18 protein-coding genes are annotated in these 22,818 nt (G+C 44.0%); 2 read left to right on the top strand and 16 right to left on the bottom strand.

The window, feature by feature from the left end; all coding sequences use genetic code 11:
• Position 1 precedes the first annotated feature (1 nt).
• On the top strand, positions 2-1,051 hold the full coding sequence (locus ACTHQF_RS16055) for an ABC transporter permease (RefSeq protein WP_440431772.1): 1,050 nt from the start codon (positions 2-4) through the stop codon (positions 1,049-1,051).
• Positions 1,052-1,080: 29 nt separating this feature from the next.
• Complete coding sequence (locus tag ACTHQF_RS16050) at positions 1,081-1,593, top strand: shikimate kinase (RefSeq protein ID WP_440431770.1); 513 nt, start codon at positions 1,081-1,083, stop codon at positions 1,591-1,593.
• On the opposite strand, the gene truA is transcribed toward ACTHQF_RS16050, so the two are convergent.
• From truA to ACTHQF_RS15970, 16 genes are all read right to left on the bottom strand, one after another.
• Positions 1,586-2,395, bottom strand: coding sequence for a tRNA pseudouridine(38-40) synthase TruA (gene truA, locus ACTHQF_RS16045; RefSeq protein WP_440431768.1), 810 nt, complete (start codon positions 2,393-2,395; stop codon positions 1,586-1,588). The genes ACTHQF_RS16050 and truA overlap by 8 nt on opposite strands.
• A 3-nt stretch (positions 2,396-2,398) precedes the next feature.
• Complete coding sequence (locus ACTHQF_RS16040) at positions 2,399-4,360, bottom strand: beta-N-acetylhexosaminidase (RefSeq protein WP_440431766.1); 1,962 nt, start codon at positions 4,358-4,360, stop codon at positions 2,399-2,401.
• A 95-nt stretch (positions 4,361-4,455) separates the two neighbouring features.
• On the bottom strand, positions 4,456-5,871 hold the full coding sequence (dacB, locus tag ACTHQF_RS16035; protein ID WP_440431764.1) for a D-alanyl-D-alanine carboxypeptidase/D-alanyl-D-alanine endopeptidase: 1,416 nt from the start codon (positions 5,869-5,871) through the stop codon (positions 4,456-4,458).
• A 79-nt stretch (positions 5,872-5,950) separates the two neighbouring features.
• The gene (locus tag ACTHQF_RS16030; RefSeq protein ID WP_440431762.1) at positions 5,951-6,943 is read right to left on the bottom strand and encodes an aspartate-semialdehyde dehydrogenase; all 993 of its coding nucleotides are present in this window, start codon (positions 6,941-6,943) and stop codon (positions 5,951-5,953) included.
• 79 nt (positions 6,944-7,022) lie between these two features.
• A complete protein-coding gene (locus ACTHQF_RS16025; protein ID WP_440431760.1) occupies positions 7,023-7,892 on the bottom strand; it encodes a sugar phosphate isomerase/epimerase family protein in 870 nt (289 codons plus the stop codon).
• Between the two features lie 9 nt (positions 7,893-7,901).
• A complete protein-coding gene (locus ACTHQF_RS16020; RefSeq protein ID WP_440431758.1) occupies positions 7,902-8,783 on the bottom strand; it encodes a hydroxypyruvate isomerase family protein in 882 nt (293 codons plus the stop codon).
• A 9-nt stretch (positions 8,784-8,792) separates the two neighbouring features.
• Positions 8,793-10,028 (bottom strand): nucleoside permease, encoded by a 1,236-nt coding sequence (locus ACTHQF_RS16015; protein WP_440431756.1) that lies wholly within the window; start codon positions 10,026-10,028, stop codon positions 8,793-8,795.
• A 13-nt stretch (positions 10,029-10,041) separates the two neighbouring features.
• Positions 10,042-10,713, bottom strand: coding sequence for a 3-keto-disaccharide hydrolase (locus tag ACTHQF_RS16010; RefSeq protein ID WP_440431754.1), 672 nt, complete (start codon positions 10,711-10,713; stop codon positions 10,042-10,044).
• Between the two features lie 60 nt (positions 10,714-10,773).
• The gene (locus tag ACTHQF_RS16005; RefSeq protein WP_440431752.1) at positions 10,774-12,231 is read right to left on the bottom strand and encodes a Gfo/Idh/MocA family protein; all 1,458 of its coding nucleotides are present in this window, start codon (positions 12,229-12,231) and stop codon (positions 10,774-10,776) included.
• A gap of 26 nt (positions 12,232-12,257) precedes the next feature.
• Entirely contained in the window at positions 12,258-12,647 is a 390-nt protein-coding gene (locus ACTHQF_RS16000; RefSeq protein ID WP_440431750.1) for a c-type cytochrome, read from the bottom strand.
• A gap of 29 nt (positions 12,648-12,676) precedes the next feature.
• On the bottom strand, positions 12,677-13,729 hold the full coding sequence (locus ACTHQF_RS15995; RefSeq protein WP_440431748.1) for a sugar phosphate isomerase/epimerase family protein: 1,053 nt from the start codon (positions 13,727-13,729) through the stop codon (positions 12,677-12,679).
• A 2-nt stretch (positions 13,730-13,731) separates the two neighbouring features.
• A complete protein-coding gene (locus ACTHQF_RS15990) occupies positions 13,732-14,892 on the bottom strand; it encodes a Gfo/Idh/MocA family protein (RefSeq protein WP_440431746.1) in 1,161 nt (386 codons plus the stop codon).
• Positions 14,892-16,592: a GMC oxidoreductase gene (locus ACTHQF_RS15985; protein ID WP_440431744.1), complete on the bottom strand. Its 1,701-nt coding sequence runs from the start codon at positions 16,590-16,592 to the stop codon at positions 14,892-14,894. The genes ACTHQF_RS15990 and ACTHQF_RS15985 overlap by 1 nt, the downstream gene beginning before the upstream one ends.
• Positions 16,593-16,604: 12 nt before the next feature.
• Positions 16,605-17,267 (bottom strand): gluconate 2-dehydrogenase subunit 3 family protein, encoded by a 663-nt coding sequence (locus ACTHQF_RS15980; protein ID WP_440431742.1) that lies wholly within the window; start codon positions 17,265-17,267, stop codon positions 16,605-16,607.
• Positions 17,268-17,584: 317 nt separating this feature from the next.
• Positions 17,585-19,312, bottom strand: a complete 1,728-nt coding sequence (locus ACTHQF_RS15975; RefSeq protein WP_440431740.1) for a RagB/SusD family nutrient uptake outer membrane protein — start codon at positions 19,310-19,312, stop codon at positions 17,585-17,587.
• Between the two features lie 19 nt (positions 19,313-19,331).
• Entirely contained in the window at positions 19,332-22,556 is a 3,225-nt protein-coding gene (locus tag ACTHQF_RS15970; protein WP_440431738.1) for a SusC/RagA family TonB-linked outer membrane protein, read from the bottom strand.
• Between the last annotated feature and the right edge of the window lie 262 nt (positions 22,557-22,818).

The raw sequence follows: 22,818 nt of genomic DNA, 5'->3' as shown, positions 1-22,818 counted from the left end.
TATGTGGCCATACATCTTTAGAAAGTTTCTTTATGGCCTGGCTGTTATGGCAGGAGTGATCGTGGTCGTTTTCCTGTTATTCAACGTGCTTCCCGGCGACCCTGCAAGGATGACCATGGGCCAACGTGCAGATGTACAATCCTTAGAAGCCGTGAAAAAGGAATTTGGCCTGGATAAATCTAAGCCGGTGCAGTTCTTTTTATACCTGAACGATCTGTCGCCAATAGGGCTCCATGGGAAAGATCAGCAGGAGAAATACAACTATGTGAAACTTATTGGGCTGGGGGAGGAAGTTATCGCTTTGAAAGTACCTTATCTACGCCGTTCCTATCAGACCAAAAGGGATGTGACCACGATATTGGCCGAAACTGTACCCAATACTTTTATCCTTGCTGCGACTGCAATGATCTTTGCAACGCTGATTGGCGTGTTCCTCGGGATATTGTCGGCAGTAAATCGTGATAGCTGGATAGATCATGCGGCAAATTCCTTTGCCATACTGGGCATTTCGGCACCTTCTTTTTTTGCGGGGATCATCATTGCCTGGCTCTTTGGATTTGTACTAAGCGATTTTACGGGGCTGAACATGTCGGGCAGCTTATACAGCTACGATCCTTTTGAAGGGGAGATCATGACCTGGAAAAACCTGTGGCTGCCAATGATTACCCTTGGATTAAGGCCTTTAGCCATCATCGTGCAGCTAACGCGCAGTGCGATGCTGGATGTACTTGCGCAGGATTACATTCGCACAGCCCGGGCAAAAGGACTTGGCAGGAACGCCATCATCTATAAGCACGCTTTGAAAAATGCCATGAATCCGGTGATTACCGCAATTTCCGGCTGGTTTGCATCGCTGCTTGCGGGATCATTCTTTGTGGAGTACATCTTTGGATACAATGGCTTAGGGCGAGCGACGGTTTTCGCCTTGGAGATGTCGGATTTCCCGGTCGTGATGGGCTCCATCCTGTTTATCGCATTTGTATTCGTGGTGATCAATATATTGGTAGATATCTTGTATGCTTTTGTAGATCCCCGGGTAAAGCTGGCATAGTAAGCCCGCTTGAACAACATTCCTTTGATATGAAAATATTCTTAATCGGTTTTATGGGCAGCGGCAAAACAACTTCAGGAAAGCGCCTTGCAGCAGCATTAAACTACCCATTTTTTGATCTGGATCATCAGATCACTACGGCAACAGGCATGTCCATCCCAGCGTATTTCGCGGCATATGGAGAGGAGGCATTCCGGCAACTGGAGCAGGAGACACTACAGACCTTTGCCTATCCAGACAGCTGTGTGATCTCCACGGGTGGGGGCACACCTTGTTACTACGATAATATGGACTGGATGAATCATCATGGTCTTACTGTTTTTATTGATATGCCACCTGTAGCGCTTGCCAAAAGGTTGGAGCAGGGAAAACATAAAAGGCCCTTGTTGAAGGACCTTAATTCGGATGAAATGGTTGAGTTTATCCGGGAGAAACTGGAAGACCGCCTTCCTTATTACAATAAAGCTAAGGTCATTATCAATGGAATTAGCCTATCTACGGAGTCGCTTCATTCCGCGGTGCGTAATGCCGGACTTAAATAGGTATCCAGATATCTGCCGACTGGTTCTGTAGAAATGAAGAGAATTCTTCTCTTGGCGGCAGGTTTAGATAGGGGTAAGTTACCTTGGATAGGTAAAGTCCCTGCGGATGTGCCGGGGTAATCAGTTCGGGTGTTTCCCTGGAGATCAGATAATGTTCGAAGCCATCAACACTCAACTGCCCCTTGCCGACCTTCAACAGCTGTCCCATAATAATACGGATCATTTTACTCAGGAACCGGTTAGAGGAGATTTGAAAACGTAGCTTCTCGCCCTTTTGATCGGTTAACAGATCAGCAGACATCACATTGCAAACCGTGTGTTCATACTTATCCGGACTGGTACAAAAACAGCGGTAATCCTTGTATTTCGGCAGTAAATCTACAGCCCGCTTCATCTCGTCTAATTTGAGGTCGTTCAGCAGGTAATACGAGCTCAGTCCATGTAAGAACGGGTTTTTATAGGTATGCAGGAAGTAGTCGTAGGAACGTTTTACGGCATCAAAGCGGGCATGGCGCTGCGCTTCTACCGGTATGATGTCGAACACGGCGATATTGTGCGGCAGGAGTTTGTTGAGCCGGAACATCAGATCGAAATCCCATTCCTGCTCAACATCCATATGAAAGAAAAACTGACTGGCATGCACATGGGCGTCTGTTCTGCCACAGCCATTGATGGCTATGGGTGTTTTAAGCGCCTGGCTGAGGAACTTCTCCAGAACACCCTGCACGTTTGCAACGCCTGGCTGCTTCTGCCAGCCGCCATAATGCAGGCCGTTATAGCCAATATGAACGAAATACCTCAAGTTTTATCTTTTTCCTGCTCTTTTATTCAACTCGTCAATCGGCATACTGATGATGCGACCGACTTTCTTTTTTCCTTTGTAGGTCACTACTCTAAACATCGTGGCGTCTTTCGGCGGCGTTAGTTTTCCGCTGTACTTTGGATAAAAACGATCCGGCTCAGAGTTATCAAAACTATAGTAGATGTCGATGCCCGGGGCTTCGGTGCTCAGGTCTATCACTAAGGATCGGTCTGCAGCTCTTGAAGCTTTAAAGATCGGGTCGTACACACTTGGAGAGTACTTGGTTTCGGCAAGATCAAGACGGTCAAAATGATCTTCAACCTTGCTGAAGAAGTTGTTCCAGTTCTTTTTAGATGAGGGTGACCAGATTGATTCTGCAATAGCCATTCCCCGCGGCCAGGTCATGTATTCCGCCTGGCGGATGTTGTACACCTGTTCTGTCCATAGGTTTGCTTGCCCACCTTTGATTAACTTGGTATCTACACCTTTTGGAACGGGTTCGAACTCGTACGAAGTGTTTAGCCTTAGCGTTGCGTAAACCTTAGGCTCGGTGATCGCGTCGCCCTGCATATAGTCGATATAGGCATAGGTGGTTGGGCTCATGATGACCTCATGCCCTTTGTGTGCGGCTTCAATGCCATACTTCATACCTCTCCAGCTCATTACCGTAGTATTGGCCGGCATTGGGTTCTCCAGGATTTCATCCCATCCAATGAATTTTTTGCCTTTGGACTCCACGATTGTTTTTACGCGGCGTTCAAAATAGCCCTGAACTTCTTCAATCCTTTTCATGCCTTCACGCTGCATCAATGCTTTAATGGCATCGTTCTTTTGCCAGAAGTTGATGGGTGCCTCATCGCCGCCCATATGGATGTACTCGAATGGGAATAGTGCTGCGACCTGTGTAAGCACCGTATCCAGAAAAGCATAAACTTTCTCGTTTGCAGGGCAGAGGGTGTTATCTACAAGGGCGATAGGGGGAGCGCCGCGGGACCAGTCCATGATTTTTTCGCCGGAACGTACCTGGTATTTTTCCGCACCTGGTGTGCAGGAAAGCTCTGGATAAGATGCGATGGCCGCAAGACTATGGCCTGGCACGTCAATCTCTGGCATAATATCTACATACCGGTCTTTAGCGTACTGAATGATCTCTTTGATATCATCTTGCGTGTAAAATCCTCCGTAATCTTTGGGTTCATTTGGGGTAGGGGGAACGAAATCGCCGAAGTTGCCTTCTTTTTTAACCCGCCATGCACCAACTTCCGTTAATTTAGGTAATCCTTTGATTTCCAATCTCCAGCCTTCATCATCCGTTAGGTGCAGGTGTAATAGGTTGTATTTATATTTCACCATGGCATCGATGTACTGTTTTACTTCATTTTTAGTGAAGAAATGACGTGCTACATCGAACATCAAACCTCTCCAGGCAAGTTTAGGATAGTCGGTGATCTCTACACATGGTAAGGTCCATTTTACGCCTTCAACAAGTTCCTTGGAGGCGATTTCCTTTGGGAAAAGTTGTAATAGGGACTGAACACCATAAAATAAGCCGGCACCGGTATTTGCTTTGATGGTGATGAGTTTAGGTGTTACTGAAAGCTGATAACCTTCTTTGCCCAAGGTTGGGTTTGCTTGTGGGTTTAACACAAACCTGATGGTTTCTGTCGTGGCATCAGTCTGTGTCGTTACAAAGCTGCCTGTTGGAATGGATAAATGCAGCTGTAGATAATCAAGGGCCGGTTTTACGGATGTTGATTTATCTGCTTGTATGAGCACCTTTTTTGGCAGTACGAATACACCGGCATTTTTTACCAGGGATACGGGCTCAGGTATAATGGCGATGGGTCTGGTCACCGCAGCTGGAGCGGTTTCTACCTCTGTGGTGCTGGCAATTTGATTTTGTTCCTGGCTGTATGCCTGCCCGGCAACACACAGCAGGCATAGTAATTGAAATATTTTCTTCATCAAGATTCTATAAATGGACGATTCAATCGCAATTTAAAGAATTTATGAGGAAGTCGCTCAAAAGTGGCTATTATGTTACCGGTAATCTGCAGCCATTATTTTAGTACATCGAGTACCCGGAAGAGTTTACCTGATATTTTTGAACCGGAGTAGTTATTGATGTTGATCACGATGACGTATTTTTTACCATTTGCTGCGGTGTAGTATCCCGCATAGGCTTGTACATCACTTATTGAACCACTCTTGAGCTGCATACCATTATTGATTGGCAGGGATTTCAGGAAGTCCGGATACCAGGTTTCTTTTTGCACCTGAAAGAGGATGTTTGCCATCGCGGCTGGGGTGACCCGTGTACCTGGTGAAAGTCCGCTACCATCTACAATATTCAACGCGTTTTTATCTATTCCCTTGGCGGCCCAGAAATTCAGCTCTTCTTTAACACCATTTCTGGTGGTAGCATCTTTATTTGCCTGCCAGGCGAGGGTACGGATGAGGTGTTCACCGTAAAGGTTGATGCTCTTTTTGTTGAACCAATAAATGATTTCGCTGAGTGCCGGGGAACTCAGGGTGGCAAGCTTGGCCGTAATGGTTGGCTGGTTCTTCTTTTCTGCGATTAATCTCCTGGCGGTAGTTGGTTCTTCGGTGCTGGAGATGCCCAGGCGTTTAAGCGTATCCTGCAGGCGGTAAGCCGCATCAAAAGCGGGGTCTGGTAATGCCGCGGAAATACCTTTTTTGGATATTCCGGCGCCCCATGTACCGCGGAGATACGCGATGTTCGCTAGTGGCGGAAGAAACGCATAGGCGTTATCACCTGAACCCGCAGGACCAGTTTTAAGTTCATTGATGATGTTGATGTAAGACATCTCGGGTACAGCCCTTAGCAGCGCTACCGGACGCCCGGTACCATTACCCGGTCTTAAGTGCAGGTCGAACTGGTTTTCCCGCCACGACAGGGCCGAAGGAGAGGCGCCGTAATAGTTACCAATATCTTGCCATATCCATCCTTCCGGCAGCGAGCTGCTGCCCCAAAGCGAATCATCTCCCACAACCTTTCCCGCTATCGATTTAATTCCTGCTTCCCGAATGGCCTTCACCCATTGGTTCAGGATCTGATGTTCCTTTGTTTCTGCATATCTCCAGGACCCTAATGTAGGATCGCCACCACCTACGATCAGCAGATCCCCATGAAGCACGCCGTCTGGAGCAATATTGCCCGAATAGGCCAGAGTGGTTTGATACCTAAAATCCTTACCCAGCAGGCTAAAAGCCGTTGCTGAGGTGATGACTTTCAGGGTTGATGCCGTGGCTAAACCCACATGCTCGTTTCGCCCATAGATTTGCTTACCTGTTTCCGCATCAAGCACCACTAGAGCCGTAGTTGCATATTTGGCCTGGCTGTCGGCATTAAGTACATTGAAAGCCCGATCGAGCCTTTGGGCAAGCTGGGCATTTGCCGAAGTGTAGATGAACAGCAGCGATAATGAAAGTAGCTTTATGGAGGACTTTAACATGTGGCGAAGTTTTTGGGCATAAAAAAATGTGATGCCGAAATTGCTTACAATTTCAACATCACATTCTGGTGTTTATGAATTAAATTAACTCTTTTTGGATTAACAGTTCTGCAATCTGCACGGCGTTTGTTGCAGCACCTTTACGTAGGTTATCCGCCACAATCCACATGTTTAAAGTGTTTGGCTGTGATTCATCTCTTCTGATGCGGCCAACAAAGACATCATCTTTTTCATGTGCATCTTTCGGCATTGGATACTTCAGGTTCGCAATGTCATCAACTACTGTAATGCCTTTTGACTGCGCCAAAATTGAACGTACCTCTTCTACATTAAAATCCTGTTCAAACTCGATGTTTACAGATTCTGAGTGTCCACCCATTACAGGGATACGTACAGTAGTGGCGGTTATGCGAATCGTGTCATCATCAAGGATCTTTTTCGTTTCCTTGATCATCTTCATTTCCTCTTTGGTATAACCATTTTCCTGGAACACATCAATCTGAGGAATTACATTTAGATCGATAGGGTAGGCGTAAGCCATTGGACCATCGGTAATACCTTGACGTTCGTTCATCATCTGGGTAACCGCCTTTACACCCGTTCCGGTTACAGACTGGTAAGTTGATACCACCACACGTTTAATCTTGTATTTGGCGTGTAGGGGTTTTAAGGCCACAACCATTTGAATAGTGGAACAGTTTGGATTAGCAATAATGGTATCGTCTATATTAAGCACATGTGCATTAACTTCCGGTACGATCAGCTTTTTCGTTGGATCCATTCTCCAGGCAGAGGAGTTGTCGATAACGATGGTTCCTGCTTCTGCAAAACGAGGAGCATGTTCAAGAGAAGTGTCTCCACCAGCAGAAAAAAGGGCTATAGCAGGCTTCATCGCAATTGCAGTATCAATGTTTACGACAGCATACTTCTTACCCTTATAGCTGATTTCCTTACCAACACTCTTTTCTGATGCTACAGGGATTAATTCAGTTAACGGGAAGTTACGCTCTTCTAATACTTTCAACATTACAGTGCCTACTAAACCTGTGGCACCTACAACTGCGACTTTCATCTATATATTACGCTTTTTCTAATATGCCACGAAATTGTGGGCTTTCTTTTCAACAAATATGCTTAAACTTTATAACACTTTAAAGTAATTCAGTTTTAATGTAGTTCTGACTTTGGGTGATGCTCGCATAAGGCTCCATATCAAAGTTTTCCTGCTCCATGATGGCATGCTTTAAGCCGGCTTTTTTAGCGCCTTTGAAGATCGTTTTATAGTCGATTCCACCACTTCCAACTTCAATGTTTTTTTCGTTGTTCGCCTTGTCCATGTCTTTGACATGCCACATGGTGAATCTTCCAGGGTATGCGTCGAAAAGTTGTATGGGATCTTTGCCTGATCTCACTACCCAGTAAATGTCCATCTCAAAATCTACTAACTTCGGATCGGTTTCCTTAAGCATGATCTCCAGTCCGGTGGTTTCGCCCCAGGACTTCAGTTCGAAGTCATGATTGTGATAAGCGATCTTTAAACCTGATGCCTTACATAAGGCACCTGCCTGATTGAGTTTTGCTGCAACTTTCTTGTAATCGTCTGCATTCTGGCGAAGCGCGTCACCGAGGTAAGGTACCGTAAGGTATTCACTGCCGATTGCACTTGCTGCGGCGATGAAAGATTTTAGTTCTTCTTCGTTACCATCCTGTATGTATTTGTCGATACCGTAGTGCCCGCTTGGAGCGGTCAGGCCATTTTCAATCAAAAGGTTTTTAAACGACTTTGGATCCAGGCCCCAAAATCCGCCTTCAGCAGAATAACCGTAGGTCTCTACCTCTTTATAACCTGCTGCAGCCACTTTGGCGATGACGCCTCTTGGATCCTGCGGAAGCAACTCTCTTAGGGAGTATAACTGTAATCCTACAACTTTGGATGATTTGACACAGGCAAAGGAAGGAAGCACTAAGCCGGCTGCTGCTGCAATACCGGCTTGTTTAATGAATGTTCTTCTGGAGTTCATAGTAATTTTTTATTGGTCGCAAATATTGATCGCTGCTCTCAGGGAGCCAAGTTTATCCTTTGCCCGCGGGATAAACTCCTGTGCTAAAAAGCCTTTAAATCCTGTTGCAAGAATGGCTTTCACAATTGCAGGATAATAGAGTTCCTGGCTTTCATCAATCTCCGCTCTTCCAGGTACACCCGCGGTATGGTAGTGCCCAATATATTGATGATAATCTCTGATGTTTTGAATAACGTCGCCTTCATCAACCTGCATATGATAGATGTCGTACAATAACTTGAAGTTCTCAGAGCCCAGGCGTTTGCACAGTTCAGCGCCCCAGGAGGTGCGGTCACACTGATAGTCTTTGTGATCCTTCTTGCTGTTAAGCAATTCCATCACCAGTACAACATTGTGCTTCTCGGCAATGCCGATCACTTGTTTGAGACCTGCTACACAGTTGTTCCATCCGGTTTCATCATCTTTCCCGCGTTTGTTTCCACTGAAACAGATCAAGTTTTTATATCCGGCTTTAGCAACAAGCGGAATCATTTCCGAATAGCTCTTGATGAGCGTTTCATGAAACTTCGGGTCGTTCCATCCGTCTACAAGATTGATCTCGGCACCATTGCACATGGAAGAGGTAAGACCATGCTTCTTTAAAGTTGGCCAATCCTTTGGACCGACAAGGTCAATCCCAGTAATGCCCATCTTTTTTGATTCGATACATAATGTATCAAGATTGATGCTATCGAAGCACCACCTGCATACTGCATGGTTTACGTTGCCTTTTAGTGCCAATTTTGTATCAGATTTTAGCGTGAATCCCTGAAGTGTCATGGGTGTACCCAGCGCTACACCAGCAATCGCAAGACTCTTCAAGGCATCCCGTCTACCTTTTTTTTGTTCCATTTTTATCTTTTAAATACCTTCTACTTTTACCTTTTCCTTGTCATTAAAGAATAATGCGAAAAGAATAAAAACTACTGCCGCAATTCCAGCTGGAATAATCCAGATCATGCTCCAGTCGAAAGTCCCATCAGCTTGCTTGTATGTATCCGTAATCATTCCGGCAACTTCAAATCCGATTAGCATTCCGATACCATAAGTTGCAAGAGTAATTAAGCCTTGAGCAGCACTCTTGAATTGCTCACCCGCTTTTGAATTGGTATAAATTTGACCCGATACAAAGAAGAAGTCATAACAAATACCGTGTAATGCAATACCGATGATCAGCATAAAACTTAAATCGCCAGCGTTTCCATATGCAAACAGTGCATATCGAACTGCCCATGCAAGCATACCCACCAGAATTGTTTTCTTAAAGCCAAATCTGGTAAAGAATACAGGTAACAACAGCAGGAATAAAACTTCAGACATCTGTCCAATCGTCATTTTGCCAGTGGGATTATCCAGTCCGATGTTTGACAAGAAAGGATTCGCATTTTGGTAGTAAAACGCCAATGGAATACAGATCAGAATAGAGGATATAAAGAAAATAGCAAAGTTCCTATCTTTTAAAAGCTTAAGCGCATCCAGTCCTAAAATCTGAGACACACTAACCTTTTCACCAGTTGATACTTTTGGCGGTGTCGCTGGAAGTGTGAAACTGAATAAACCTAGAACAAGAGATCCGATACCAGCCATCAGGAATGTATACTTTAAAAATCCTGCTGAAATACCTTCAGGAGAATCCCAATGATAGACGAAGCTGATCAATAAACCTGCAACGATCCAGCCGATGGTTCCCCATACGCGTATGGTTGAAAATTCCTTCTCAGGGTCTTTCATCTGGTTAAAAGAAACAGAGTTTACCAGCGCCAAGGTTGGCATGAACAAGATCATGTACGATAGTACATAAGGATAAAACGAGGAGATATCCGGTGCCTGATACATTTGATACATCAGTACTGCACCAATCAGGTGTAGAACACCTAAGATTCTTTCCGCATTAAAAAATCTGTCTGCAATAAGCCCGATGATGAACGGGGCAATGATCGCTCCCCAGGATTGTGTGGAAAAGACTGCGGCACTTTGAGAACCTGTGGCCTGCAGGTTATTTCCGATAAAAGTACCCAGTGTAACAAACCATGAGCCCCAGATGAAAAATTCCAGGAACATCATGCTTGATAGTTTAATACGGTTGGTTAAGTTCATTGTGTATTCAGCGTTAATTAGATTTAAGTTCTTTAATGGAAATGTTTCTGTACCATACCTCGTCGCCGTGGTCCTGTAAGGCTATCCTACCTTTTTTGTAGGCAGCAAAGCCTTCCCAGCCTTTGAATTTACTACCTTCTACAAGAGCCTTGAAGTTCTCATCCCACAAGGTCGTTGAAACAATCTTCACACCGTTCAAGGTGAAATCAAGCTTACCGTTCTTACTTACGACCTTTACTTTATTCCATTCTCCAACCGGCTTTACGGGCTCTGAAGTGCTTTTAACCAGGTCGTATAAGTCTCCCGCACGGTGTTTGGTGATCTTGCCATCTGGATGTCCCTCATTGTCTAAAACCTGCATCTCTAATCCTGTAGCGTAGGTCTGCTTGTATTTTGGATCTTCGTGAACATACAGCATGATGCCGCTATTGCCTTTAGGTGCAATCTTCCACTCCAGGTTCATTTCGAAGTTCTCATATTCTTTATCGGTTACAAGGTCAACGCCGTGTCCCTGGCGTAGTTTTGGATCCAGGTGAATCACACCTTTTTCAAAGGTCCAACCGTGTGCAGCGCTTTCATCGCCATACGGATGCCAACCTGCTATTTTCTTTGATTCCTGTGCATTCACAGCATTTGTATTGAATAATGCGGTAAGCACTAAAGCGGAAAAAATATATTTTTTCATCATTTGAGTTTAATCATAACGCCCGGCTTTACCGGGCGTTATTTAGGTTAGAAGATTCTATTAAGCGCCAAGGGTCCAGCCTTTGCGGTATTCTCTTTTTACAAACTGGTTAACAGCATCGAAGTTGGTGACCTTCATACTGTCGTTATCCCACAGTAACTTGATGTTGCGTCCTGGGTAAATGGTTCTGCCCTGTGCATCTTTCGCCTGAACATCTACGCCGCGGATGGCAAGGTTCGCCATAAGTAGCGCTTCGGTAAGCGGACCTGCAATTTCAAAAGGAGAACTAACTTCTTTTTTGCCGTGTCCAGCAATACAAGCCTCAACCCATTGTGCATAGTGACCATTTGCACCATCTTTTACTCTTGCAAAACGTTCAGGAACGTTAATGCTTTTATTTCTGCTTAATGGAAGTAGTCTAGGATCTGCAGAGTAGGTGCTTGCCATCATTTTACCTTTGGTTCCGATGAACAAGGTTCCGTTTCCACCATCTCCGAATACTTCATTTGCTTCCAGTTCTTCAGGTCTTTCCGGCTGTATACCGCCATCCATCCAGTGAACAGTTACTTCGCCTTTAGTTTTATCTGTTTTAGGGAACTTTAACGTTACGTGGCTTGATGGAGGACAGCTATCCGGGAAATAACCGCGTTTAAACTCGTCAACATAAACTGTTCCTACGCTTGCTTGAACTTCACTGGCATATTTCAGGTTCAAGACGCTGAATGGAGCTTCCAACAAGTGACAGCCCATATCACCTAATGCACCAGTTCCGTAATCCCACCAACCTCTCCAGTTGAAAGGAACAAGTTTATCTACATAATCTTTGTACGGAGCTGTACCCAACCATAGATCCCAATCCAGCTCTTTTGGTACTTCCGCTTTGTTGGTAGACCATGGAATACCTTGTGGCCAAACCGGTCTGTCGGTCCAGGCATAAACGGTATGTACATCACCGATAAGCCCTGCATCATACCATTCCTTCATTTGACGGGGACCATCATTCGAGGCACCCTGATTACCCATTTGGGTCACGACTTTATATTTCTTCGCCGCTGCGGTTAAGGCACGCGCTTCATAAATGTCGTGTGTCAGTGGTTTTTGTACATACACGTGTTTGCCAAGCTGCATTGCAGCCATAGCCTGTACAGCATGGTTATGGTCTGGTGTAGAAACAGACACAGCGTCGAAGTTCTTAGATTCTTTATCTAACATCTCGCGCCAGTCTTTATAGAATTTAGCCTTTGGAAATGCTTTCACTGAGTTTGCGGCACGACGGGTATCCACGTCACAAAGAAATCCGATGTCCGCTTTACCGCTTTTGTGGAACATCGCAATATCCGATTGTCCCTTTCCACCAACACCTATGCCGGCGATAATCAATCTGTCACTAGGTGCTAAAAAGCCGTTTCCACCTAAAACGTGACGTGGTACAATTGTAAAGGCAGCTGCCGCAATCGCACCAGATTTCAAAAATGAACGCCTGGTTGTGACGTTTTGATCATTTGTCTTGTTTTCCATTGCTTATATTTGGTTTAAAAGAATGATTATTTTTTCAAAGACAAGATGTAGTTAACCATCTCTTTTGCGTCTTCTTTAGATAAATCCGGGTGTGGTGTCATTGGTACATCGCCCCAAACACCAGCTCCACCACGAATGATCTTATCCGCTAATTCGTCTACGTTCAATTCGCTCATTGGATATTTCTCTGCCACATCAACGTAAGAAGGACCGATCACCTTTGTGGTTTCATTATGGCAACCCAGGCAGTCCGATTTATCGATCAGCTGTTTTCCTTTATGAACAGCACCTGATTCACCGGCAGCTGCAGTGGTCTCTGTATTGGTTGTGGCAGACTCTGTTTTCGTTGAATCGCCACCACCGCAGGATGCAAAAACAAAGGTCAGGCATCCAAGTAAATAAGTTAGTTTTTTCATAAGTGTATTGTTGTTCCCGGCTCTTCGGGCTATAATCCTAAAATCTTGTTGTTAAAGTCTTCATCAGCGCCTGTTGCAGCAAAGTCGTCAAAGGCTCTGTCTGTCACTGGAATAATATGTTTTTTAATGAACTCAGCACCTTCTCTTGCACCAACATTGGAGTCTTTAAGACTGCATTCCCATTCCATTACCGCCCAACCTTTAAAGTCGTATTGCGTCAATTTGCTGAAGATGGTTTTAAAATCCACCTGTCCATCACCTGGCGAACGATATCTGCCTGCACGATTTGCCCAGCTCTGATAGCCGCCGAATGTGCCTTGTTTCCCAGTAGGGTTAAACTCGGAATCCTTTACATGGAAGGCCTTAATACGCTCGTGATAGAAGTCGATATACTGAATATAATCAAGTTGCTGCAGTACAAAGTGTGATGGATCATAAAGCAGACATGCACGAGGGTGGTTGTTTACTTTCTCCAGGAACATCTCGTAAGTTATGCCGTCAAATAGATCCTCACCCGGGTGGATCTCGTAACAAACGTCAACGCCGCATTCATCAAATGTGTTTAAGATCGGCAACCAACGTTTTGCAAGCTCCTTGAAGCCAGCCTCTACCAATCCCTCAGGACGTTGTGGCCATGGGTGAAACATATGCCATAACAGTGATCCACTGAAGGTGGCATGCGCATTCAGACCAAGGTTCTGGGAGGCTTTTGCCGCATATTTCAGCTGCTGTACCGCCCACGCTGTTCTTGCCTGAGGATTGCCATGTAGCTCTTTCGGAGCAAAAGCATCAAAGGCCAAGTCATATGCAGGGTTTACCGCTACCAGCTGTCCTTGCAGGTGTGTGGATAATTCTGTTATTTCCAGACCAAAGCTGTTCACTTTTCCTTTTAATTCGTCCGCGTAAGTCTTACTTTCAGCAGCCAGTTTCAGATTGATAAAACGATCATCTAAAGTTGGCATTTGTATGCCGACAAATCCTAATCCTGCCGCCCACTCACATATCCCTTCAAGAGAATTGAATGGCGCCTGTTCCTGAATAAACTGGGCTAAGAAGATAGCCGGTCCTTTTATTGTTGTCATCTTTAAATTTTAAATTCATACCACTTCTGGTCTGATTTACCTGAAGCGACTACATGCTCAATAAATGCCATTCCGCGTACACCATCTTCCGAAGTCGGGAAGTCCAGCATCTCCTCCGAAGGTGTTTCACCAGCGCTTACCTTATCTATCGTACTCACAAAATTGCGGTAGATATTCGCAAAAGCTTCAAGATACCCTTCCGGATGGCCTGATGGTGTTCTGGTGTTGTGCTTAGCGTATGAACTTAGGTAATCATGCCCTGTTCTGTAGATCTGTGCTGGCGCATCAAGCCATTTAAGCTTCAAGGTATTAGGCTCTTCCTGATGCCATTCCAAGCCGCCTTTCTCTCCATATACCTTTATAGACAAGGCATTTTCTTCGCCGGCTGCAATTTGAGAAGCCATCAAGATTCCATTTGCGCCATTATCAAACTTCAGCAGAATATTTCCATCGTCATCTAAGGCACGTCCGTCAACGACAATGTTTAGATCTGCACACATATGTGAGATCTTTTGGTTTGATATATACTCTGCCAGTTGTGCAGCATGCGTACCAATGTCTCCCATGCAGCCGCTGATGCCGCTTTTTGATGGGTCAGTACGCCATGAAGCCTGCTTGTTACCTTCATTTTCAGAAGGCAGGCTCAACCAGCCTTGCGGATACTCGACACAAACTTTTCTGATGCGCCCAAGTTCACCGGCTTTCACCATCTGTCTTGCCTGTTTCACCATCGGATAACCAGAGTAGGTGTGCGTTAAACACACCAATAATCCGGTTTCTGTAGCTTTTGAATGCAATTTCTTTGCTTCTTCCAGTGTTAGCGTCATCGGCTTATCGATCAAGACATGAAATCCCGATTCCAGTGCCAACATCGCAGGCTCAAAATGTGCAAAGTTAGGCGTAACAATACTCACAAATTGCATCCGTTGATCTGCAGGAAGCTGACTTTCTGCTTCAAACATTTCGGCATAACTGCCGTAGTTTCTATTATCTTCTATAAAAAGGGCACGGCCGGAAGCTTTTGCCTTTTCGGGATTAGAACTGAATGCACCGCAGCACAATTCAATTAATCCGTCCATGTTTGCAGCTATACGGTGAACGGCACCAATAAAGGCATCCTTGCCACCGCCAACCATTCCCATTCTTATTTTCTTTTCTGCCATTATAGATTTCCCTTTTTAAGTTCGGAAACAGCATAATCAGCTGCTCTGGCGGTAAGTGCCATGAATGTTAATGATGGATTCTGACAACCAATCGAAGGCATACAAGCACCGTCAGTCACGAATACATTGCTAACCTCATGCATTTGGTTCCATTTATTCAATACAGAAGTCTTTGGATCATTACCCATCCTTGCAGTACCCTGCTCATGGATTGCCATACCTGGAGTAGAACCATTGTCATAAGTAACAATGTTTTTCAAACCGGCAGCTTCAAGCATCTCAGCAGCATCATTTTTCATTGCTTCACGCATTTTGGTTTCGTTTTCTCTGAAAGTACAGTCGATGGCCAGAACAGGTAAGCCCCATTTATCTTTCTTGGTTTTGTCAAGTGTAACCTTGTTATCGTGGTACGGTAATGCTTCTCCGAAACCACCAAGGCCCATCTGCCAAACACCTGGAACAGTCATCTGGTCTTTAAAATCACCACCAAATGCAAGTTCAGCAACATCCTGGTGCCAGCCGGTGCGGCTCGCACCACCCTGATAACCGAAGCCTCTTAGGTAATCACGTTTGTCGTTACCCATGTTTTGGTAGCGAGGCACGTAGATACCATTTGCTCTTCTGCCGTAAGTGTATTTATCATCAAAACCTTCCGCAATACCAGATGCACCGCAACGGAAGTGGTGGTCCATTAAATTGTGTCCAAGCTCACCACTAGCATTGCCCAGTCCATTAGGATGTTCGTCTGAAGTGGAGTTTAAAAGAATATGGGTAGTACCTAATGTTGATCCGTTTACAAACACAATCTTTGCAAAGAATTCCATGTTTTCGTTAGTCTCGGAATCAATCACCATCACACCTTTAGCTTTCTTGGTCTCTTTATCATGGATGATGTGGCTCACCAATGAGTAAGGACGTAAGGTCAGGTTTCCGGTTGCAACAGCAGCCGGTAGGGTAGAAGATTGAGTACTGAAGTAAGCACCAAAAGGACAGCCTCTGCTACATAGGTTACGATACTGACATTTTCCACGTCCTTTATGAGGAACTGTAAGGTTTGCAGTACGGCCAATCGTTAAGATTCTTTCTCTTTTGTAGTGATCCTCAATACGTTTTTTAACGGACTTTTCTACACAGTTCATCTCCATTGGAGGCAGGAACTGCCCGTCCGGAAGCGCAGGCCAGTTTTCATTTTGTCCACTGATACCGGCAAAACGCTCCGTGTAGTCATACCATTTTTCCAGGTCCTTATAACGAATCGGCCAGTCATTTCCATGACCATCCTTTAAGTTATCTTCGAAGTTAATGTCGCTGAAACGGTAGCTCTGACGGCCCCACATCAGTGACTTTCCACCAACATGAAAACCTCTGTACCAGTCAAAACGTTTTACCTCGGTATAAGGGCAGTCTAAGTCATTAACCCAGAAACTTTCGTTAAATTCCTGATATGGATAATCCCGCATTTGCACGGGGTGTGTTCTTTTTTGTTCTTCTGTCAGGCGGCCGCGGTGCTCAAATTCCCATGGCTTTTTCATTGCCGTAGTATAGTCCTTGATGTGTTCTATATTTCTTCCGCGTTCCAGTAAAAGTACTTTTAAACCTTTTTCTGTTAATTCTTTTGCAGCCCAACCGCCACTGATTCCCGAACCGATTACGATGGCATCATAGGTATTTTGTGCTGTAGCTTTTGTATTTAAGTTCATTTCTATTAAAAATTATGCGTAAACTCTTTGACCTGGTTTCATATCCACACAACCGTCATATCTGCCTGGAATATCAATGTATTCGTAAGCTTGTGTTGCGCCGATCTCAGAGGTAAAGTAGCCAAGGATGGTCAGGTCACGGGCAATCGCGAAGAAGTAATGTTTGGTTGCTGGTTTTTTAGCAGCCATTGGATTTCCAGCTCTTTCTTTTTCCGGTTTCTTTTCAAGCTCTGCAGCTTCTTTCTCCTGAAGTTTGGTCGCCTCTTCTTTATCTTTTTTCTGCGCAGCGATGGTTTCTTCTCTGAATTTACCTAGAATTTCTGTGCGTTGTTCAGGCGTCAGGCTCACAAAAGAATTTTTGAATTTATCTTTTGATTCTTTCTCCAACTCCTCAAGTCCTTCAACGAATGCCTTTTGTGCCTCTTCAGGATAGCAATCTTTCATCATCAGTGAAATAAAAGGTCCCACACCAGCAGCTTTAGCACCAGGAGTTTTTGTAGTAGGAATGATGGTGTCAGCTAACTCAGCGAGCATTTTCTCCTGATCTGCTGAAAATAAATTTTCCGAAGAATTTTTCGAAGGCTGGCATCCTTCAAGGAATACGCCAATAGTTGTAGCAGATAATGCGCCTCCCATTAAAAAGGCGAAACTTTTAACTGCGTCTCTTCTATTCATGTGGTTTATATTTAGTTGTTAAAGGATTCAATTTCTTACAAAATCTAAAATAGAGAAAAATTTATTTGGAATGCCTAATACCTAAACATTAATTTTTACTCTATAATGTATTTGTTACGCGTTTTGTGCAGTATGCACACATTACACATAGCGGCTGTGTCATGATCTTGGATTTTGTAAAAGCTATTATAATAGTCTCGGTTTTACTGCTGACTGGTCGCCAAACTCCAGGTATTCTGGACAACTTCAAAAATCGTGTAAACGCAAAAGAGGCTGAATCAGTGTGATCCAGCCTCTTTTGATCCAGGATTATGATTTTAATAACCAGGATTCTGTTTCAGAATACCGTTACTTCTATCTAACTGATCCTGAGGAATTGGGAAATACTCATCAGCTGGGTCAATCGTTACTCCTTTTAAAGTAGAGAGATAATTGCCTTCGAAATTGAAGTAGCTGTCAAGTGTTTGCTTAAGGATACCCCAACGTACCAGATCATAGAACCGATGACCTTCCATGGCCAATTCAAGTCTTCTTTCAAACCTGACAGCGTTTCTTGCGTAAGTTGCATCCGGGAAAGAAGGATATGGGTTAACACGGTAGGTTGCTGCAGGAGTTCCCCCAACAACTTTGTCCGTGGCAACAGGAAGTTTTGCTGCACGAGCTCTAACGGCATTTACAAGTGTCAAGGCCCGTCCAAGATTGCCTAACTCCACTTCACATTCCGCAGCCATCAGGTAAACGTCTGCCAGACGAATCACGTTCACGTTCAATCCGTTCACGTTTGTTGCTCCAGGCGCTGTTCCACTTGTAAATTGTGCGAATTCAATGGAGTTTTTGTACGGTACAAATGGACCACCCGTTGATGCTTCACGAATCCAGGTGTCACCTTCCATAATTCCCCAATCACGATAGGGTACGCCTCTTCTTCCCATAGTATAATCCATACGTGGATCTACCGTCAGTGAGCGCTCTAGTTGATACGCTGCTTTTTCAGTAGCACTTAGGCCGAAATCAGATTTGAATGGTGCATTTCTGTAGGTATTATCCAAAAATGGAAGACCAGCCGCATTCACTTTGTATGAACTTGCAAGGTCAATCGAAGGTTGGAAGAACCCACAGCAGGTTGTTTTCGCTGTACCGCCGTAAGGATAATTTAACATGTCACCTACGTTTCCGTTATCTCCTCCAGTACCGTCACCGTTAACAGAATGTTGAACTGCAAAGATTGCTTCCGGACCGTTTTCTTTGGTAATATCAAAGTTGTCCTTAAATGGCATATCCACCAAATCAGGTTTTGAAGTGATCACTTCATTGAATAAAGGCAAAGCCTCAGCATATTGTTTCTGATACAAATAAACTTTACCAAGATAAGCTTGTGCAATGGTCTTGTTCATACGTCCAACTTGTCCTTTCGAGTTGGTCACGCCAAGGTTTTGAACTGCAAAAGTTAAGTCTGAAACAATTGCAGGATAAACATCTGCGGTATTGTCAACAGCTGGTTCGGTGGTCGCCTCCGTAATCAACGGAACGTTTTTGAATGCACGAACCAGGTAAAAATAATAATGCGCCCGCAATAATCTTGCTTCTGCTTGTACTTCAGTAGCTCTGGCATCCGAAAACTTAACTCCATTAGAGGATGATTGTAGCAAGGCCAACACACGAAGTGTATTGTTACAACGTGCAATGCCCTCGTAATATCTTTCCCAAAGGTTTGCTAAGTTGTCATTCGTGCTGGTCGGCGCATGCCTTTCAAGGGCATTCATGTTTGGTTGGTCACCGTTATCGCTACCTTTATGCGCGTTGTCTGATGTTACCTCTCCCAATAACCATTGGCTTGGTCCAGCTGCGTAGTTACCCCAGGTGCCATTCACGTTTCCGTTTAACAAGCCGTAAGCTCCAGTTAGTAAACCTTCAACGCCATCAATACTTGTAATCTGATCGACGTTCAACTGGCCCTGCGGCTTTTTATCTAGGAACTCTTTCTTACAACTTATCGTCGCAGTAGAGAGCATCACCGCTAATAATATATAATTAATCTTTTTCATAACTGTTTCTATTTAATCATTAAAAACCTACACTTAAGCCCAATAAGAATTGACGTGAGTTCGGATAAATACCACGGTCAATACCTGGTGCAGAGAATGTACTTGATTCCTGACTTACCTCTGGATCCAGGCCGGTATAATCTGTAATGGTGAATAGGTTAGTTGCACTTGCGTAAATACGAAGTTTGTTTATTCCGATTCTAGGTCCAAATACTTTTTGTGCCGGTAATGAATAGCCAATTTGCAAGTTCTTCATACGGAAGAAACTGCCGTTCTGCACATAATAGCTGGAAGAAGCATATTCAATTTCTGCAGCATTATTATACGGGGAAGGAATTAGACTAGAAGTGTTGGTCGGACTCCAGGCATTTAACAGACGCGTACTTCTAGCACCTGCGAATGTTGAAAAGTCGGTGAAGTACCGGTTTGCGTCATACAAGTCGTTTCCTTGTACGCCATTGAAGAACATGGCGATATCGAAGTTCTTGTATGAAGCGTTTAAGCTAAATGAATAATAAAAATCCGGGTTAGGATTACCAATGATGGTTCTGTCCTTTGGATCGATGATGCCATCGCCATTGATATCTTGGTATTTAAATCCACCAACACGAGCACCGCTGTAAGCTGGACTACCGGCGATATCAGCATCATTCTGGAAAATTCCAGCAACCTGGTAGCCATAGAATGCACCAAATGGTTGACCTTCCTGAAGGATACTAGTTGTTAAGCTTCTAAAGCTACCGTAAGGCTGTTGAGCAATTCCTGGGGCAAGCGTTACAATTTTGTTAACGTTTCTAGAAAAGTTAACACCTAAATCAAACTTAAATGGATTGTCTGCATTTCTTCCATAGTGATAGTTTAAGGAAAGCTCGATACCTTTATTGCTCATATCACCCACGTTAACATAAGGTGAACTTCCTAGACCAACGGCCGTAGACGGCAATGGTACCGGATAAAGCATATCACTGGTCTTTTTATCATACCAGTCAAAAGATCCATCAATAGCGGAATCAAACAAAGTAAAGTCCACACCAATGTTAAGCGATCTTAAGGATTCCCATTTGATAGAAGGATTCGCATAATCTTGTTGCCATAGTCCGGTCGTTACTGCATTTCCGCCGCCGAAGCCGTAAGCAGCACTCGAGATCGAAGATTGGAAGCGGTTTACGTACTGGTTAACCGGAATTCTTTGGTTACCGGTACCACCGTAACCTGCACGGAATTTCAAGTCTTGAAGCCAGGTTACTTTATCTTTCAGGAAGCTTTCCTCAGATAAACGCCATGCGATACTTGCTGCAGGGAAATAACCGTATTTATTTTCTTCACCGAAGTTTGATGATCCGTCACGACGAATAGTCACACTTGCTAAATAACGATCGTTGAAAGCGTAATCTGCACGACCAAATAACGAGTACAAAGAGCCCACACTTCCGGAACTTGCATTGCTGATGTTTGATGAACCTACATTTAAGTAATAGTAGTCCATATCACCAAGTAAAAAGAAATCATTACGACCGCCATTCAGTTGTCTGTTTCTGGAACGGATGGCTTCAGTACCTGCCAACAAGTTGATTCTGTGCTTTTCTGCAATGGTAGTGGCATAAGTTAAGGTGTTTGTCCAAGTCCATTCTGTGGTATAACCTTGGAATTCGTTCAAGTTATTGGAGTTATTACCTTCAGAGAATTCAAGGTTTGGATAGCGCATGCTAATACCGTTGTAGTTTTCGTAACGTAAACCAAAGCTTGTTTTAGCAGTTAGCCCCTTTACAATGTCCAACTCAGCAAATGCATTTCCGAAAAAGAAATTGCTTTTGTTCAAGTTGTCTTTACCACGGTAAAGTACAGCAAGCGGGTTTTCAGCATTACCCAACTGGCTACCTTTACTACCAGCATAATTACCCATGATGTCGTAAACCGGGATGATCGTTGGAATGCGGTATGCCCATCCAATTGGACTACCTTCATCCTGGTATTCACCAGAAGTATTGGCGTTAACACCTAGACCCACGCCTTCGGTATAGCTGTATTGCAGGTTTTCACCAAAACGCAATCTTTTATCTAGTGCAGATACAGAGGTGTTTGCACGAACGTTATAGCGTTTGAAGCCAGTGTACTTAATCGTACCTTCCTGATTTAAATAGCCGGAAGAAAAACTGTAGGTAGAGTTTTCACCACCACCAGAAGCTGCAAGCTGATAATTTTGGATCGGCGCAACTTCTGTAATTTCTTCAAACCAATTAGTTCCCGCTTGGTTTGCTCTTGTAATTTGATACCAAGTATTTGGATTATTACTGTATTTTGCAGGATCAGCATCAGCAGGAGTCACTTCCTGGCCAGATTTACTGCCAGCAAGAAGATACTCTGGCAATACAGGTGTTGCACCATTACCATAGTTATTTCCTGTTGGCGTTTGCCCCGCATTACGGAATGTTGCGAAAACATACTCTGCATATTGTTGAGGGTTCATCATCTCCGGGAAAGAACTCTTTCTCGGTGCCTGTAAACCGTAATAAGTGTCAAAAGTAATTCTTGGTGGACCTTGAACACCTTTTTTAGTGGTGATGATCACGACCCCATTGTTCGCTCTGGCACCATAGATAGATGCGGAGGATGCGTCTTTTAACACCTGCATGCTTTCAATGTCATTCTGGTTTAACCAGCTGAGTTTTCCTTCGTAAGGAACACCGTCAACAACATAAAGTGGATCATTGTTGTTAATGGTAGTCACACCCCTTACCCGAATTTGTGGCGTAGAACCTGGTGCACCGTCAACAACGATCTGAACACCGGATGCTTTACCTTGTAAAGCTTCAACGGCACTGGCTGCTGGTTGTGACTTTAATTGTGCAACGTCCACAACGGCAACAGAACCTGTTAGATCCTTTTTACGTTGAGCGGTATAACCAGTTACAACAATTTCGTTCAGGTTATTGTCTTCTTGTCTCAAAGTGACGTTAACCGTGGTACGGCTACCTACGGTGACCTCCGTTGATTGATAACCAACGAAAGAAATAACGAGCACGTCGGATGGACTTGCCTGTATAGCAAATGCTCCATTTCCATCGGTCATGGTACCTTGTGCGGAATTTTTGATTTTAATGGAAGCGCCGGGAATCGGTGACTGATCGTCACTGCTGGTAACTCTACCGGTGATTCTGACCTGTGCATGCAATCCTAAAGACAGGAGCATGCAAGTAAGTAAAAGAAAGATCTTTCTTTTAGAACTTAGTAAATTTTTAAACATAAAATATTTGGTTAGTTGGTGAATTAATTTGGTTAGAAAAGGGGGTTCCTACATATGCTAAAATTTAAAGGTTAGAAAATCAGTTATCTATCGCTTAATACAATGTTTAAACATAACTAATATTCAGTCAATCTACCAACACATTCTAACAAAATTTTTACCGAGTGTGAAATTTCGTGAACATAGCGTGAAAATGCCTCGACATTTCGTTGAATAACTATTGTAAATTAGGTTTAAAGCGTATATTGTTGATACTAAAGTT

The organism is Pedobacter sp. SAFR-022 (genome assembly GCF_051965375.1).
Classification (GTDB): Bacteria; Bacteroidota; Bacteroidia; order Sphingobacteriales; family Sphingobacteriaceae; genus Pedobacter.
The sequence above is the reverse complement of the archived record's forward strand: the minus strand, read 5'-3'. Positions and strand labels throughout refer to the sequence as shown.